The sequence below is a fragment of the Xanthomonas sp. WHRI 6108 genome (genome assembly GCF_040202385.2).
GTDB classification, from domain to species: domain Bacteria; phylum Pseudomonadota; class Gammaproteobacteria; order Xanthomonadales; family Xanthomonadaceae; genus Xanthomonas; species Xanthomonas arboricola.
Genome location: NZ_CP168198.1, coordinates 4,282,012 through 4,298,083, shown reverse-complemented (window position 1 = coordinate 4,298,083; position 16,072 = coordinate 4,282,012). Strand labels below are relative to the sequence as shown.

Sequence of the window (16,072 nt, the reverse complement as noted above, 5' to 3'; positions counted from 1 at the left end):
TCCCCACTCCCCAATCCCCGCTCAATGCACCGCCCGATCCCGCCTCCAGCCGCGATGCTTCACATCCAGATACAGGCTGTAGAACGCGGTGAACGCCGGGAACAGGTTCTGCAGCACGCCCACCGAATCCTGCTTGGCCGAGAACACGAAGTAGCTCAGCGTCATCAGGCTGCCGACCACGCTCATGTACCAGAACATGCGCGGGATCACCGGCTTGCCGGCGCGCTTGGAAGCGACGAATTGCACCAGCCAGCGGCCGCCGAACATCAGTGCGCCCACATAGCCGATCAGCTTCCAGCCGGTGACATGCAGCCCGGTCCAGTACAGCCAGGTCAGCGGTTGATCCAGCCAATGCAGTTCCATCAGCGCTCCTGCACCACGGTGCGCTTGCTGCGGGTGATCAACCAGGCCACGCCGCGCAGGTCGCGGATGCCGACCAGCGCGCGATTGAGGTTGTTGTACTTGGACACGCCGGCGGTGCGATGGCGGTGATGCACCGGCACGCTCACCGTGCGCCAGCCGGCGCGCTGCATCAACGCCGGCAGATAGCGGTGCATATGATCGAAGTAGGGCAGGTCCAGGAACGCCTCGCGCTCGAACAGCTTGATGCCACAGCCGGTATCGGGGGTGTTGTCGTGCAGCATGCGCGAACGGATCGCGTTGGCCCACTTGCTGGCCCAGCGCTTGGACCCCGAATCCTGGCGGTTGACCCGCCAGCCGGCGAACAGCTTCACCTGCGGCTCGGCACTGGCGCGGGCGGTCAGCAGCTTGGGAATGTCGGCTGGGTCGTTCTGGCCGTCGCCGTCGAGCGTGGCGATCCAGCTCGCACGCGCGGCCTTGACGCCGTTGCGCACCGCCGTGCTCTGGCCGCTCTGGGTCACGTGATGCAACACGCGCAGTTCCGGCGTGGTGGTCTTCAGGCCTTGCAGCACCGCCAGGGTGTCGTCGCGCGAGTGGTCGTCGACATAGACGATCTCGAACGCCACCAGCCCGCGCAAGGCGGCGACGATTTCGCCGACCAGGGCGGCGACGTTGTCGCGCTCGTTGAACACCGGGACGACGACGGAAAGCTGGGGTTGGCTCATGGATTCGTGGTGCCAGATGAAGGCTGAGCGAAAAAGATCGCGCATTGTGCCCTGACTGTCTGAGTCAGGCATGAAGCGAACCTGTGCCCTAGGCGCGCTCACCGAAATAACTGCGGCACCAGTCCACCACCTGCGGCAGGCCGTGTTCGACCGGGGTGGCCGGCTCGAAGCCGAACGCGGCGTGCGCGCGCCGCGTATCGGCCATGGTGCGGATCATGTCGCCCGGCTGCATTGGCCGGTAGACCTTCTCGGCCGGGCGCCCGGCGGCCTGGGCGATCACGTCGATGAAGTATTCCAGCTCCACCGGGGTGTGGTTGCCCAGGTTGAACACCCGGTGCGGCACCGGCTCGCCGCTGGGCGTGTCCAGCGCGCCCAGCACGCCGGCCACGATGTCGTCGACGAAGGTGAAGTCGCGCTGCATCCTGCCGTGGTTGAACACCTCGATCGGCCGCCCCGCCAGCACCGCGCGGCTGAAGATCAGCGGCGCCATGTCCGGCCGGCCCCACGGCCCGTACACGGTGAAGAACCGCAGCCCGGTCGCGCGCAGGCCGTACAGCTGCGCATAGGTATAGCCCATCAATTCGTTGGCGGCTTTGGTCGCCGCATACAGCGAGCGCGGCTGGTCCACGCGCTGGTCTTCGGAAAACGGCGGGGTGGCCGAGTCGCCGTACACCGAACTGCTCGAGGCGTACACCAGGTGCTGCACGCCCCGATGCCGGCACAGCTCGAGCATGTTGACGAAGCCGACCAGGTTGCTGTCGACGTAGGCGGACGGGTTTTCCAGCGAGTAACGCACCCCGGCCTGCGCGGCCAGATGCACCACGCGCGTGGGCCGGATCTGGTCGAACAACGCGGCCAGGCCGTCGCGGTCGGTCAGGTCCAGCGTGCGGATGTCGATGCCCGGGCACAGCGCCGCCACCCGGTCGCGCTTGAGCTGCGGGTCGTAGTAGCTGTTGTAGTTGTCCAGGCCCACCACCGACTCACCGCGCGCAGCCAGCGCGCGGCAGGTGTAGGCCCCGATGAAACCGGCGGCGCCGGTGACGAGAATGGTCATTGCAGTGGTCCTGGAGATATCGGAAGCGGGCGGGCAGGTGGCGCTCAGAACAGCCCGAAGCGCTTTTTGGCGACGTTGACGCGATCGAGCGCAATGATGTCCCCAATCCCCTTGGCATCGAAGCGATCCAGCAGCGCATCGCTGCCGTCCTTCAGTTTCAGCGCCATCTCCTCCGGATACAGCGGCACCACCGTCATGAACACGATGGTCTTGTCGGCATCGATGGCCAGGCGCGCAAATCCCTCGGGCGTGCTCACCGGCGGCAGCACGATGGCGCCGTCGAAGCGCACGCCGGGTGCGTAGGGTTCGGCCGGGTGGCCATTGGGAATGGTGTGGCCGAAGCCCAGCCAGGTCTCGAACTTGTGCGGCAGCCGGGCCAGGGTCTTGAGCAGGCGGACCGGCCAGTAGTGGCGCGGGTCTTCGAAGTCGCGCTGGTCCATCGGCCAATCGGCGGGCAGGCTCAGCATCAGCTCCATGTACTGCGGCGCTTCCACACCTTCGGGCAGGGTCATCGGCCGGTCGCTCATGCCCGAGGTCACCAGCCGCAGGTACGGGACATCCGCAGTGGCGGGCACCACATGCACGTCCAGATGCACGGCGTCGGAAATGATTTCGTGCAGCACTGCCGAGATCGGCCCCAGGTGCTGCTCGATATGTGCGCTGATCTGCTCGATGCAGTCGCCGCCGTGTGCCGGCTCGAATGCTTTTTCCTGCGCGTGCAGCATCAGCGTGCTGCCGCCGGGGCTGATCTGGTCGTCTTCAGTGCTCATGGGTTGCTCCGGTTGATGGCCGCACCTGATCGCATGCGCGCACTCACCCCAGACTGAGCGGTGCTTCGCTGGCCAGGGTTGCCTTGCGTTCGGCGCTGAACGCCCACCACGGCCGTGGCGCCTCGCCTTGCATGAAGCGCGTGATCGACAGGAACACGTCGATCACGCAGGGGTCGTGCAGCACGCCGGTGCGCAGACACAGCTGCGCATACATGTCGTAGGCATCGCGACCGCGCAGTTGCGCGGCAACCCGGATGCCGATCCGCTGCAGATCCTTTTCGCAGGCCGGCCCCACGTTCGGCAGGTCGGTCAGATGCAGCAGGTGCTTGCGATCGACCTTGGCGGGATTCATTGCCGGGGATGCTCCTGGTGCGGGTGCACAGGCTCAGCTGCGCTGCAGGCGCAGGCGTTCGAGCACGCCGTCCAGCGTGTCCAGGTCGGTGTAGTGGATCACCAGCTTGCCCTTGCCGCCGCGGCCGTGATTGAACACCACCTTGGTGCCCAGCGATTCGGACAGTTCGGTCTCCAGCGAGGCGATATCGGCCTGCGGTGCAGCAGCGGCCGGCTTGCCCTTGCGCAATGCGCCGGGCACCTTGCCGGCGGCGAACTGCTGCGCACGGTGTTCGACCTCGCGCACCGACCAGCCCTGGTCGGCCGCTTCCTGCGCCAGCTTGCTGGCCAGCTCCGGCGCCAGGGTGAGCAGCGCCCGCGCATGGCCCATTTCCAGGCGGCGGGTTTCCAGCAGCACGCGGATTGCCACCGGCAATTCCAGCAGCCGCAGCAGGTTGGACACCGACGCACGCGAGCGGCCCACCGCACCGGCAGCCTCGGCGTGGGTCAGCGAAAATTCGTCGATCAAGCGCTGCAGCGCCTGCGCTTCTTCCAGCGGGTTGAGGTCTTCGCGCTGGATGTTCTCGATCAGCGCCATCGCGATGACGGTGCGGTCGTCCAGCTCGCGCACCACCACCGGGACTTCGCTCAGCCCGGCCAGCTGCGAGGCGCGCCAGCGACGTTCGCCGGCCACGATCTCGAACTGCCCCGGTGCCAGCTCGCGCGCCACGATCGGCTGGATCACCCCCTGCGCCTTGATCGACTCCGCCAGCTCGGCCAGCTTGACCTCGTCCATCTCCTTGCGCGGCTGGTACTTGCCCGGCTGCAACTGGGTGACCGGCAACCGGCGCAGGCTGTCGCCCGGCTGCAAGGCCTCCTCGCTGGCCACGCTCGGCGCCGCGGCGGCGGCCGCGCCCTTCGGCCCCAACAGCGCTTCCAGGCCACGGCCCAGGCCACGCTTCTTTGCGGGGATCGGCTTGTTCATCAGACGGTCTCCACGGGCCGGTAGGCCTTGTTGCGGTCGTTCTGGCGGCGCACGATTTCGCCGGCCAGCCCCAGGTAGGCCACGCCACCGCGCGAGGTGCGGTCGTAACCGACGATGCTCTGGCCATGGCTGGGCGCCTCGGCCAGGCGCACGTTGCGCGGCACGATGGTGCGGAACACCTTGTCGCCGAAATGCTCGGTCAGCTCGGCCGACACCGCATTGGCCAGGTTGTTGCGGATGTCGAACATCGTGCGCAGCACGCCTTCGATTTCCAGCGCCGGATTGAGGTTGGCGCGCAACGCCTCGATGGTTTCCAGCAGCGCGGTCAGTCCTTCCAGCGCGTAGTACTCGCACTGCATCGGCACGATGATCGAATCGGCCGCGGTCAAGGCATTGAGCGTCAGCAGCGACAGCGCCGGCGGGCAGTCGATCAGGATGAAGTCGTACTCGTCGCGGATCGGCGCCAGGGCGCGCTTGAGCCGCTGCTCGCGCTCGCCCTGATCCATCAGCTGGATCTCGGCCGCGGTCAGGTCGATGTTGCCCGGCAGCAGGTCGAAGCCTTCCGGCGCGGTGACCCGGATTTCGGCTGCGGTGTTTTCGCCCAGCAACAGGTCGCAGGTCGAGGCGGCCACGTCGCGCTTGTCGATGCCGCTGCCCATGGTCGCGTTGCCCTGCGAGTCCAGATCCACCAGCAACACACGCTTGGGCGCGCGCGCCAGGCCGGCCGCCAGATTGACCGCGGTCGTGGTCTTGCCGACGCCGCCTTTCTGGTTGGCAATGGCGATGATCCGGGCCATGCGGGAGAGCCTCGTGGGCAGGGAGTAAGACCGGCCATTATGCGGGCAGGGCGTCGGATCGGGAAATGCCGCCCGCGGCAGTGCGCTGCACGGGCGGGAATGACGGCTGCGCCGGTCAGCCGGTGGGCGCCGCGCCGGCCGGCGGCTCCTTCATCGCCCGGTAGCGCTGCAGGATGTCGGCGATCTCGCCGTCCAGCGCCACCCGTTGCTGCTCGAAGCTGGTCTGCAGACGCAATTGCGCCATCAGCTCGCGATGGCGTTGCTGGATGTCGGCGGCCAGCTTGTCGGCCACCGCCTGGCCGGCCAGTTCGCGGTCGCCAGCGCTGCGCAGCATGCTGGCCAGCCCTTCGCGCAGGCTGGTAACGTTGAAGCGCGCGGTATGGATGTTGTTGTCGACGATGGCGATGCGCTCGTTGAACACCCGGCGCAGGTCGTCCTCGCTCTGGTAGGACATCAACATCGCCTGGTCGGTGCGCTGGCGCATCTGCTCGGCGGCCAGGTCGGCCTGGCGTTGTTGCTCGCTGGCGGCTGCTGCGGCGCGCTCGTCGCTGTTCATGGCGCGCTGCACCTCGGCGCTGCGCAGGCCGCTCTTGGCGTTGAATTCGTCACGCGCCTGATTGACCGCTTCCGGCGGCAGCGTATCGCTGCACACCCGGGCGCCGTTCTGGTTCCAGCAATACAGCTTCTTCGCGGCCGGCTTGTCCTGCCCGATGGCAGGCGCGGCGGCCACGGCTGCCGCAACGGCGGCGAGTAACGCCAAACGGGTGTGTCTCGGCATCATCGCAGCCCCCTGTCGCCTGCCGTCAGCCTGTGGTGTCGGTGCCGTAGCGGCCACGATAGGCCAGCAGCGGTTCCCGGAAGCCCACAAGGTCGGCGTTTCCTGCCGCAAAAGCAAGCAGGTCGCCCAGGTTGGCCACCGCGATCACCGGGATGCCGGCCTCGGCCGCCACCGCCTGCGCAGCCGAGCGGCGATCCTGCTCGGAGGCGATCTCCTGCCGGTCCAGCGCCACCACGATCCCGGACGGAATGCCGCCGGCGCCACGGATGATGCCCAGCGCCTCGCGGATCGCGGTGCCGGCGGTGATCACGTCGTCGACGATCAACACCTTGCGGCCCTCAAGCGGCGCACCGATCAGGCTGCCGCCCTCGCCATGGTCCTTGGCTTCCTTGCGGTTGAACGCCAGCGGCAGGTCGCGCCCGCGTCCGGCATAGGCGCAGGCCAGTGCGGTCGCCAGCGGGATGCCCTTGTAGGCCGGCCCGAACAACAGATCGAACTCCACCCCGGCCGCGTCGATCGCATCGGCATAGCACTGCGCCAGCTGCGCAGTCTTGGCGCCCGAATCGAAGCGCCCGGCATTGAAGAAATACGGGCTGAGCCGCCCGGACTTGAGCGTGAACTCGCCAAAGCGCAGGGCATCGGCGCCCAGGGCCAGCTGCAGGAAACGGGTGCGGTGGTCGGTCATGGTGACGAGATTGGGGAATGGGGATTCGGGATTGGAAAGCATAGCCGGTCGCGCCTTGCGGCATCCGCTGATGCGGTACGCTTTCCCGAATCTCCAATCCCCATTCCCGAATCCCGGCTCTTCATTCATGCGCATCATCAGTTTCAACGCCAACGGCCTGCGCTCGGCCGTCACCAAGGGTTTCTTCGAGTGGTTCGCCGACCAGGACGCCGACGTGCTGTGCGTGCAGGAGACCAAGGCCCAGGAGCATCAGCTGGCCGGTCCCAAGTTCCTGCCCAGCGGCTACAAGGCCTGGTTCCGCGACGCCAGCACCAAGAAGGGCTACAGCGGCGTGGCCATCTACAGCAGGCACGAGCCCGATGAAGTGCGCACCTCGCTGGGCTGGCCCGAGTTCGACGAAGAAGGCCGCTATGTCGAAGCGCGCTTCGGCAACCTCAGCGTGGTCTCCTTCTATATCCCGTCCGGCTCCTCGGGCGAGTTGCGTCAGGGCTACAAGTTCCAGGTGATGGAATGGCTGCGGCCGATCCTGGAGCAGTGGCTGGCCAGCGGCCGGCAGTACGTGCTGTGCGGCGACTGGAACATCGTGCGCTCGGCGCTGGACATCAAGAACTGGAAGTCCAACCAGAAGAATTCCGGCTGCCTGCCCCCCGAGCGCGACTGGCTCAACGGCCTGTGCGCCGATGCGCTGGAAGACACCAACGCCGCCAGCGGCCGCGGCTGGGTCGATACCTACCGCGTGCTGCATCCCCAGGGCCAGGACTACACCTGGTGGAGCAACCGCGGCGCGGCGCGCACCAACAACGTCGGTTGGCGCATCGACTACCAACTGGTCACCCCCGGCCTGCGCGACAAGGTGAAGGCCTGCTCCATCTACCGCGAGCAGCGCTTCTCCGACCATGCGCCGTACATCGTGGATTACGCGGAGTGAGTGAGGTCATCAAGCCACGTCGGCGCTGGCAGCAAGTACTGACTAACCTGCGCCAGCGCAAAGTGCTGGCGATGCTGCTGCTGGGCTTCAGTTCCGGTCTGCCGTTGTATCTGGTTGGCAACACGCTCGGCTTCTGGATGCGCAAGCAAGGCATCGAGCTGGACACGATCGGTTTCCTGTCCTGGGTGGGCCTGGCTTACACCATGAAGTTCTTGTGGGCACCGATTGTCGACAAGACAGACGTGCCGCTGCTGGGCCGATTGGGACGCCGCCGCGGCTGGATGCTGCTATCGCAGGCGGTCGTGGCGACGGGCCTGGTCGGCATGGCGCTGGTCCAGCCCAAGGGTGGCCAGATACTGGTGATGGGCGTCGCCTGGGAACACTTGGTAGTGTTCGGCGTGATGGCGGTGATGGTTGCCTTTGCCTCCGCTACCCAGGACATCGTCATCGACGCATGGCGCATTGAAAGTGCCGACAATAGTGAACAGCTCGGCCTGCTGACGTCTGCGTCGGCACTAGGCTACCGCTCGGCCCTGTTAGTCACCGATGCGCTGATCCTGATCATCGCCGCACGCGTCGGCTGGCAAGTGTCCTACGAAGTCATGGCGGCGCTGATGGTGCTGGGTGTGATCGCCGTAACGATGGCAGGTGAGCCGGCCCGCGAAGTCATCGCCGTACAAGCGCAGGCTGCGTCGCTATGGACGCCGCGAGGGCTGTTCGACGCCATCGCCGGGCCCTTTCTCGCCTTCATTCGTGAGCACCGCAGTGGTGCAATCCTGATCCTGGTGGCCATCAGCGTCTATCGCATGGCCGATTTCGTGATGGGGCCGATGGCCAACCCGTTCTACGTCGACCTCGGCTTGTCCGAGGATACCGTCGGTGCCATCCGCGGCTCGGTGGGTCTGGTTGCCACGTTCGTCGGCATTGCAGCGGCCGGTTTGGTCTCCGTGCGATGGGGAGTGCTTGCGACCTTGATGGCTGGTGCAGTATTGGGTCCCTGTTCGAATCTGGCATTTGCATGGCTGGCCTATGTCGGGCCGGACACAAGCAAATTTGCAGTGGCGATGGCAATCGATAACTTCGCCAACGGCTTTGCCGGAACCGCGCTGATCGCCTACATGTCCAGCCTCACGAGTTTTGGCTATACCGCAACTCAGTACGCTTTACTGAGCTCGTTCTATGCCATGCCGGGCAAGGCCCTGAAAGGCTTCTCGGGCTGGTCGGTCCAGGCACTGTCACAGGGACGAACCCTGCTGGAAGGGTATGCCTTGTTCTTCGTCGGGACAGCGCTGGTTGCGATCCCCGTAGTGATATTGTGCGGGATGCTTATCCTGCAGCAGCGTCGGCACGCTGCCGCAGCTTGACGGTTGCAGGTGGACCCGGCGCTGCGGGATGATCATCCAACGCGCCGGAGACCTTGCGAATAGGGAGTAGGCATGACCGATCTGGTGTTGCGGGACATCGATCCATTGCTGGTGGACAGGATCCGTCGCATCTCCGTCGCTCGCGGCTGGACCCAGCACCAGACCGTGATGCATCTGCTCGAACAGGGCCTGTTCGCCAGCGAATACGAAGTCACCGGCGGCCTGCAACACCCGGAAGTCGATGCCCTGGCCGAAGCGATTGCCGCGCTCAAGGCGCTGCCGGCGGGGAATAGCCCGTAGCTGCAAACGGTCAGCCAGCGCTGCCTCGCGTGCGAATCCATCCGGCGCGAGGATGTTGCGACTGCGGGCGCTCGCAACTGATCCAGGCCTGTCACGCCGGATGGATCGCTCCCAGCAACCGCGGCCCGGCCGCCCCGGTCACCGACGGCAGATTGGCGGCCCGGCCTGCGAGCAGCTCCGCGGCCAACCATGCGAACCCCATCGCCTCCAGATAGTCCGGATCCAGCCCATGCCGCGCGCTGGATTCCACCACCACGCCCGGCAGTCGCGCCGCCAGTCGTGCCATCAATACCGGATTGCGCACCCCGCCACCGCACACCAGCACCCGGCGGGTATCGGGCTGCAGCCGCAGCAACGCGTCGGCGACGCTGGCCGCGGTCAGTTCGAGCAGGGTCGCCTGCACATCGGCCGCAGACAGCGCCACGTCTCCCAGCGACCGCATCGCCTGCATCGCCCAGTCCAGATGGAACTGCTCGCGCCCGGTGCTCTTGGGCGGCGCCAGCGCAAACCACGGGTCGGCCAGCAACGCCTGCAGCAGTGGGGTATCGACGCGCCCGCTGGCGGCGAACGCACCGTCGGCATCGAACGCCGTGCCGCGATGCTGCTGGCACCAGCTGTCCAGCAATGCATTGGCCGGCCCGGTATCGAAGCCCAGCACCGCGCCATCGCGCGGGATCAGCGTCAGGTTACCGATGCCGCCCAGATTGAGCACCGCGCGGTCTTCATCGCCCGTGCCCAGCATGGCCAGATGAAAGGCCGGCATCAGCGGCGCGCCCTGACCGCCGGCAGCCACATCGCGACGGCGGAAATCGGCCACCGTGGTGATGCCGGTGTGCTCGGCAATCCGGCTGGCATCGCCGATCTGCCAGGTAAAGGCCGGATCGGCCTTGGGGCGATGCCGAATGGTCTGCCCATGCGAGCCGATCGCGCGAACGCGCCCACGCGCGATGCCGCTGTCGCGGATCAGTTGATTGGCAGCGGCCGCAAACGCCAGCCCCACCTGCGCATCCAGGTGTCCAAGCGCATCGATGGCGATCACGTCGGCGCCCTGGCCCAGCATCACCAGCGTGTCGCGCAGTTGCGGCTCCCAGGCCACGGTGGTGCCGGCAACCAGTTCGCAGCGGCGATGGCTGTCATCGGCAAAGCGCACCAGTGCGGCATCGATGCCGTCGGCGCTGGTGCCCGACATCAGGCCCAGGTAGAGCGGGGATTCCAGGTGTTCCGGAGCAGACATGCCAGAGCCAGTTGCACAGTGGTCATGCAGCTTGTGCAGCCGGGGTGGGAGAGTCAACCGCCCCGGCACGCCTCACGGTGAGGCCAATCGGCTCTACGCTCGACAGTCAGCGCTGCAGCGGCAGCGCCGACTGTCGCGTCGGCATCATGGTTTCCACTGGACGCTGGCAGCGATCCGGTGCCGGCCGCAACGTTGCATGAGCTATCAGCTCCTTCGCGAACGCCGCGCAGCCATCCGACCGGCGATGGCCATGTCGGCGGCTGAGGAGTCAGCCGCCGACACTCAACCGCGCGGCTTGCCCTTGGCAGGCTTGCCGGCGTCGGCATAGATCAACTTCTCCATGCCTTCGATACGCGCCAGTGCCGGCGCCGTCTGCGCGCGGAAGGCGGCCAGCTCGGCACCCTGCAAGGGCTCGGGCGGCGGCATGGTCACCGACATCGGGTTGCGCTGCTGCCCGGCAACGCGGAATTCGTAATGCAGGTGCGGGCCGGTCGCCAGGCCGGTCATGCCGACATAGCCGATCACCGTGCCCTGGTTGATGCGCTGGCCGGCCTTGATCTTGCCGAAGCGCGACATATGCCCGTACAGCGTGCTGAAGTTCCTGCCGTGGTCCAGGATCACCACATTGCCGTAGCCGCGCTGGGTGCCGACGAACACCACCCGCGCATCGCCGGCAGCCATGATCGGCGTGCCCGAGGCTGCCGCGTAGTCCACGCCCTTGTGCATGCGCATGGTGCCCAGCACCGGATGCTTGCGTGCGCCAAAGGTCGAGCTGATGCGGCTGTAGGCCACCGGCATGCGGATGAAGCTCTTCTTCAACGGCCGGCCGGTGATGTCGAAATACTCGGCCGGCTTGCCGGCACGCTCGAAGCGGAAGCCGGTGTAGGTCTTGCCGCCGGTGGTAAAGGTCGCTGCCAGGATGTCGCCGGTATTGATCCGCTCGCCCTCGCGCCAGGTTTCGTCCATCACCACGCTGAAACGATCGCCCGGCTGCAGATCCTTGTCGAAGTCGATGTCGTACTTGAAGATCTCGTCGGTCATGATCGCCACCGCTGCCGGCGACAACCCCGACTTGCCGGCCGAGGCGTACAGCGAGCTGCTGATTTCCCCACTCGCCACCACCGTGCGCGTGGTGGTCGCCCGCTCGGTGACGTTCTCGCGCACGCTGTCGCCCAGCAGGCGCAGCTCCACGCGGTGGCTGTCGTCGCGGTCGAAGCGCAATGCGCGCAACTCGCCCGGCGTCGGCATATCGAAGGCAATCTCGGCGCCCGGACGCAGCTTGGTCAGCGCCTCCTTGGTGCCCGGATGCGCCAGTACCTGGTACATCACCGCGGTCGGGATTCCCAGCTCGCCGAACAAGGTGCTCAGCGTCTGCCCGGACTTGACCTGCAGAATTTCCCAATCGGTGCTCGGCGCCAGTTGCTTGCGGCTCGGCACCAACGGCGGCAGCGGCAAGGCCAGCGTGGAATGGCTGGACAGCGGGGTATCGATGGCGTTGGAGAAGCCCGGCACGATCGTGGCCACCAGCGCACCGATGGTCGCGAACAGGCTGGCATGGATCCAATGACGGCGTGTCCACCGGTCGTTGAACGCCGCCGGGAGATGCGCCTTGAGCTTGCGATGCAGGGCAGTGTCGTGGAGGACGTGGAGGCGTTCGTGAAAGCGCCGCTTGCGTGCACGGCCCTGCTCTGAATTCTGCATCGTTCAAATTCCTCGCTGGCTCGAAGTGCGAGCCCAATCGCCGGTACCATAGACAGCCTGTAACAGCGCGTCAAACCATTGAGCCTGTTCAACATTTTCATTTGGCGCGGAATTAACCCGCGTTTAACATCGTTCACGTTGTTGACGGCAAACGCCGCTGGAGTCTGTGGTTGGCCACTATCGAAGAATCCCTCGCACTCATCGGTCGCGGCACCGAGGAGATCCTCAAGCTCGATCAGCTCGAAGCGCGACTGAAATCAGGTGTGCCCCTGCGGGTCAAGGCCGGTTTCGATCCCACCGCGCCGGATCTGCATCTGGGCCACACCGTGTTGCTCAACAAGATGCGGCAGTTCCAGCAGCTCGGGCACCAGGTGATCTTCCTGATCGGTGATTTCACCGGCATGATCGGCGACCCGAGCGGCAAGAACGTCACCCGCAAGCCGCTGAGCCGCGACGATGTGCTGGCCAACGCGCGTACCTATGAGGAGCAGGTCTTCAAGATCCTGGACCGCGAACGCACCGAGGTGCGCTTCAACTCCGAGTGGTTCGGCCAGATGAGCGCGGCGGACATGATCAAGCTGTCCGCGCAGCACACGGTGGCACGCATGCTCGAGCGCGACGACTTCGCCAAGCGCTTCACTGGCCAGCAGCCGATCGCCATCCACGAATTCCTGTATCCGCTGGTGCAGGGCTACGACTCGGTCGCCCTGAAGGCGGACGTCGAACTGGGCGGTACCGACCAGAAGTTCAACCTGTTGATGGGCCGTGGCCTGCAGGAGCACTACGGCCAGGCCCCGCAGGTCGTGCTGACGATGCCGCTGCTGGAAGGCCTGGACGGCGTGGCCAAGATGTCCAAGTCGCTGGGCAACTACATCGGCATCAACGAGCCGGCCATCGACATCGTCACCAAGACCATGAAGATCGGCGACGAGCTGACCTGGCGCTGGATCGATCTGCTGTCTTTCGACATCAGCGTGGCCGAAGCAGAGCGCCTGAAGGCGCAGGTCGCCTCGGGTGAACTGCACCCGCGTGAGGTCAAATTGCGGCTGGCACGCGAACTCACCGCACGTTTCCACGACGCTGCTACCGCAGAGCAGGCCATTGCCGGCTGGCACGCGGTAGTGACAGGGCAGGGTGACACCAGTCTGTTGCCGCTGCAGGAGGTCGCTGTACCGGCCGAAGGTCTGCGGATCGCAAGCCTGCTCACCGCAGCCGGCCTGACGCCGAGTAATTCGGAGGCCACGCGCAAGCTCAAGGAGCGAGCGGTCAAAATCGATGGCGAAGTGGTCGAAGATCCGGCACGCCAGTTCGGGCCAGGTTTCGAAGGTGTCATCCAGGTAGGTAAACGCAATTTCGCCCGTGTGGCACTGGTCGGCGGCTGAGCTGCCGCGAGGTTGCTGCATAGCGGCAACCCCGCTGTGCGGTGACCTCTATATAGAGAGGGGCGTAACGCCTGAGTCGTATCGGCGGCTTGCCATAAGGCACCACAAGGGTGTGCCGTTGCAGCAGAGAAGAACATCGTGAAATTTTTTTCACAAAAACCCTTCCCAAATGCTCCACTTGGGCCTATAGTTCGCCTCCCCCGACGCAACGGACCGCAAACGCGGAACCAGAGCGGAAAGGGTTCGAAAATTCCCTGATTTAGGGTGTTGACGAAACGAAAAAGCCGGCTATGATGGGCGGCTCGCTACACGGAAAGACGCTACGGCGGATTGAAGTGCAGCGGCGGCAACTTCCTCTTCACGAGGGGTTGACGAAGATGAAAAGCCTGCTAATATGGCCGGCTCGCTTCGCAGAAAACCTTCGGGTCGAAACGAAGCAGCGTCAACCACCTCGAAATGAGGTGTTGACGGCAAGAAAAAGTCCGCTATAATGGGCGGCTCGCTTCGACGGAAACGACGAAGCTGACGGGAACGGCGCTGAGGCCACTTCCCAATGTTCTTTGACAGTGTGCGCAGGTAATTTGTGCGGACGCCTGCAGGAAGGATGATTGTCCATCTTGCAGACGTTTAATCAAAATGCAACATATTAATTGCTTTGCAAGCGATAAGTTGCCAGTGGTTGAACTTCTGCAGCTAAAGTAATTTGCCTTCGGGCATGTAATTTTAAGTGAAGAGTTTGATCCTGGCTCAGAGTGAACGCTGGCGGCAGGCCTAACACATGCAAGTCGAACGGCAGCACAGTAAGAGCTTGCTCTTATGGGTGGCGAGTGGCGGACGGGTGAGGAATACATCGGAATCTACTCTTTCGTGGGGGATAACGTAGGGAAACTTACGCTAATACCGCATACGACCTACGGGTGAAAGCGGAGGACCTTCGGGCTTCGCGCGATTGAATGAGCCGATGTCGGATTAGCTAGTTGGCGGGGTAAAGGCCCACCAAGGCGACGATCCGTAGCTGGTCTGAGAGGATGATCAGCCACACTGGAACTGAGACACGGTCCAGACTCCTACGGGAGGCAGCAGTGGGGAATATTGGACAATGGGCGCAAGCCTGATCCAGCCATGCCGCGTGGGTGAAGAAGGCCTTCGGGTTGTAAAGCCCTTTTGTTGGGAAAGAAAAGCAGTCGGTTAATACCCGATTGTTCTGACGGTACCCAAAGAATAAGCACCGGCTAACTTCGTGCCAGCAGCCGCGGTAATACGAAGGGTGCAAGCGTTACTCGGAATTACTGGGCGTAAAGCGTGCGTAGGTGGTGGTTTAAGTCTGTTGTGAAAGCCCTGGGCTCAACCTGGGAATTGCAGTGGATACTGGGTCACTAGAGTGTGGTAGAGGGTAGCGGAATTCCCGGTGTAGCAGTGAAATGCGTAGAGATCGGGAGGAACATCCGTGGCGAAGGCGGCTACCTGGACCAACACTGACACTGAGGCACGAAAGCGTGGGGAGCAAACAGGATTAGATACCCTGGTAGTCCACGCCCTAAACGATGCGAACTGGATGTTGGGTGCAATTTGGCACGCAGTATCGAAGCTAACGCGTTAAGTTCGCCGCCTGGGGAGTACGGTCGCAAGACTGAAACTCAAAGGAATTGACGGGGGCCCGCACAAGCGGTGGAGTATGTGGTTTAATTCGATGCAACGCGAAGAACCTTACCTGGTCTTGACATCCACGGAACTTTCCAGAGATGGATTGGTGCCTTCGGGAACCGTGAGACAGGTGCTGCATGGCTGTCGTCAGCTCGTGTCGTGAGATGTTGGGTTAAGTCCCGCAACGAGCGCAACCCTTGTCCTTAGTTGCCAGCACGTAATGGTGGGAACTCTAAGGAGACCGCCGGTGACAAACCGGAGGAAGGTGGGGATGACGTCAAGTCATCATGGCCCTTACGACCAGGGCTACACACGTACTACAATGGTAGGGACAGAGGGCTGCAAACCCGCGAGGGTAAGCCAATCCCAGAAACCCTATCTCAGTCCGGATTGGAGTCTGCAACTCGACTCCATGAAGTCGGAATCGCTAGTAATCGCAGATCAGCATTGCTGCGGTGAATACGTTCCCGGGCCTTGTACACACCGCCCGTCACACCATGGGAGTTTGTTGCACCAGAAGCAGGTAGCTTAACCTTCGGGAGGGCGCTTGCCACGGTGTGGCCGATGACTGGGGTGAAGTCGTAACAAGGTAGCCGTATCGGAAGGTGCGGCTGGATCACCTCCTTTTGAGCATGACGTCATCGTCTTGCGGGCGTCCTCACAAATTACCTGCATTCAGAGATTCATACCGGCACAGGTCGGTATGCGAAGTCCCTTTTGGGGCCTTAGCTCAGCTGGGAGAGCACCTGCTTTGCAAGCAGGGGGTCGTCGGTTCGATCCCGACAGGCTCCACCATATTGAGTGAAAAGACTTCGGGTCTGTAGCTCAGGTGGTTAGAGCGCACCCCTGATAAGGGTGAGGTCGGTAGTTCGAGTCTACCCAGACCCACCACTCTGAATGTAGTGCACACTTAAGAATTTATATGGATCAGCGTTGAGGCTGATACATGTTCTTTTATAACTTGTGACGTAGCGAGCGTTTGAGATATCTATCTAAACGTGTCGTTGAGGCTAAGGCGGGGACTTCGAGTCCCTA

General features: G+C 64.1%; 15 protein-coding genes, 2 tRNA genes and 1 rRNA gene. 7 read left to right on the top strand and 11 right to left on the bottom strand.

Translation table 11 applies throughout. The annotated features are described in order from the left end of the window. Window positions 1–21: 21 nt before the first annotated feature. The 9 genes from ABQ039_RS18075 to pyrE form a co-directional block, all read right to left on the bottom strand. Complete coding sequence (locus ABQ039_RS18075) at window positions 22–363, bottom strand: lipid-A-disaccharide synthase N-terminal domain-containing protein (protein ID WP_016901963.1); 342 nt, start codon at window positions 361–363, stop codon at window positions 22–24. Beyond that, entirely contained in the window at window positions 363–1,085 is a 723-nt protein-coding gene (locus tag ABQ039_RS18070) for a glycosyltransferase family 2 protein (RefSeq protein ID WP_024940453.1), read from the bottom strand. The genes ABQ039_RS18075 and ABQ039_RS18070 overlap by 1 nt, the downstream gene beginning before the upstream one ends. 88 nt (window positions 1,086–1,173) lie before the next feature. After that, window positions 1,174–2,139 (bottom strand): SDR family NAD(P)-dependent oxidoreductase, encoded by a 966-nt coding sequence (locus ABQ039_RS18065; RefSeq protein WP_349778483.1) that lies wholly within the window; start codon window positions 2,137–2,139, stop codon window positions 1,174–1,176. Window positions 2,140–2,183: 44 nt separating this feature from the next. Then, on the bottom strand, window positions 2,184–2,909 hold the full coding sequence (locus ABQ039_RS18060; protein ID WP_054591270.1) for a suppressor of fused domain protein: 726 nt from the start codon (window positions 2,907–2,909) through the stop codon (window positions 2,184–2,186). A gap of 43 nt (window positions 2,910–2,952) precedes the next feature. Then, the gene (locus ABQ039_RS18055; protein ID WP_016901959.1) at window positions 2,953–3,261 is read right to left on the bottom strand and encodes a helix-hairpin-helix domain-containing protein; all 309 of its coding nucleotides are present in this window, start codon (window positions 3,259–3,261) and stop codon (window positions 2,953–2,955) included. Window positions 3,262–3,294: 33 nt separating this feature from the next. Further along, window positions 3,295–4,224, bottom strand: coding sequence for a ParB/RepB/Spo0J family partition protein (locus ABQ039_RS18050; RefSeq protein WP_024940457.1), 930 nt, complete (start codon window positions 4,222–4,224; stop codon window positions 3,295–3,297). Continuing rightward, window positions 4,224–5,021, bottom strand: a complete 798-nt coding sequence (locus ABQ039_RS18045) for a ParA family protein (protein WP_016901957.1) — start codon at window positions 5,019–5,021, stop codon at window positions 4,224–4,226. Before ABQ039_RS18045 ends, ABQ039_RS18050 begins: the two co-directional genes overlap by 1 nt. Window positions 5,022–5,136: 115 nt before the next feature. Beyond that, complete coding sequence (locus ABQ039_RS18040; RefSeq protein WP_146095771.1) at window positions 5,137–5,802, bottom strand: hypothetical protein; 666 nt, start codon at window positions 5,800–5,802, stop codon at window positions 5,137–5,139. Window positions 5,803–5,824: 22 nt separating this feature from the next. After that, complete coding sequence (gene pyrE, locus ABQ039_RS18035; RefSeq protein WP_024940459.1) at window positions 5,825–6,484, bottom strand: orotate phosphoribosyltransferase; 660 nt, start codon at window positions 6,482–6,484, stop codon at window positions 5,825–5,827. Window positions 6,485–6,611: 127 nt separating this feature from the next. Here pyrE and ABQ039_RS18030 point away from each other — a divergent pair, with 127 nt between their 5' ends. From ABQ039_RS18030 to ABQ039_RS18020, 3 genes are all read left to right on the top strand, one after another. Then, on the top strand, window positions 6,612–7,412 hold the full coding sequence (locus ABQ039_RS18030; protein WP_349778482.1) for an exodeoxyribonuclease III: 801 nt from the start codon (window positions 6,612–6,614) through the stop codon (window positions 7,410–7,412). After that, window positions 7,409–8,776, top strand: coding sequence for an MFS transporter (locus ABQ039_RS18025; RefSeq protein ID WP_024940461.1), 1,368 nt, complete (start codon window positions 7,409–7,411; stop codon window positions 8,774–8,776). Before ABQ039_RS18030 ends, ABQ039_RS18025 begins: the two co-directional genes overlap by 4 nt. Before the next feature lie 72 nt (window positions 8,777–8,848). Next, window positions 8,849–9,076, top strand: a complete 228-nt coding sequence (locus ABQ039_RS18020; RefSeq protein WP_016901952.1) for a hypothetical protein — start codon at window positions 8,849–8,851, stop codon at window positions 9,074–9,076. Between the two features lie 91 nt (window positions 9,077–9,167). On the opposite strand, the gene ABQ039_RS18015 is transcribed toward ABQ039_RS18020, so the two are convergent. Together ABQ039_RS18015 and ABQ039_RS18010 are read right to left on the bottom strand one after the other, a co-directional pair. Further along, a complete protein-coding gene (locus ABQ039_RS18015) occupies window positions 9,168–10,310 on the bottom strand; it encodes an anhydro-N-acetylmuramic acid kinase (RefSeq protein WP_349778481.1) in 1,143 nt (380 codons plus the stop codon). A gap of 282 nt (window positions 10,311–10,592) precedes the next feature. Beyond that, entirely contained in the window at window positions 10,593–12,011 is a 1,419-nt protein-coding gene (locus tag ABQ039_RS18010) for a M23 family metallopeptidase (RefSeq protein WP_102251049.1), read from the bottom strand. 170 nt (window positions 12,012–12,181) lie between these two features. Here ABQ039_RS18010 and tyrS point away from each other — a divergent pair, with 170 nt between their 5' ends. From tyrS to ABQ039_RS17990, 4 genes are all read left to right on the top strand, one after another. Further along, complete coding sequence (gene tyrS, locus ABQ039_RS18005) at window positions 12,182–13,393, top strand: tyrosine--tRNA ligase (RefSeq protein WP_046344785.1); 1,212 nt, start codon at window positions 12,182–12,184, stop codon at window positions 13,391–13,393. A 724-nt stretch (window positions 13,394–14,117) separates the two neighbouring features. Beyond that, window positions 14,118–15,664 (top strand): 16S ribosomal RNA (locus tag ABQ039_RS18000). A 92-nt stretch (window positions 15,665–15,756) separates the two neighbouring features. Beyond that, a tRNA-Ala gene (locus tag ABQ039_RS17995) sits at window positions 15,757–15,832 on the top strand. Between the two features lie 19 nt (window positions 15,833–15,851). Beyond that, window positions 15,852–15,928, top strand: a tRNA-Ile gene (locus ABQ039_RS17990). Window positions 15,929–16,072 lie beyond the last annotated feature (144 nt).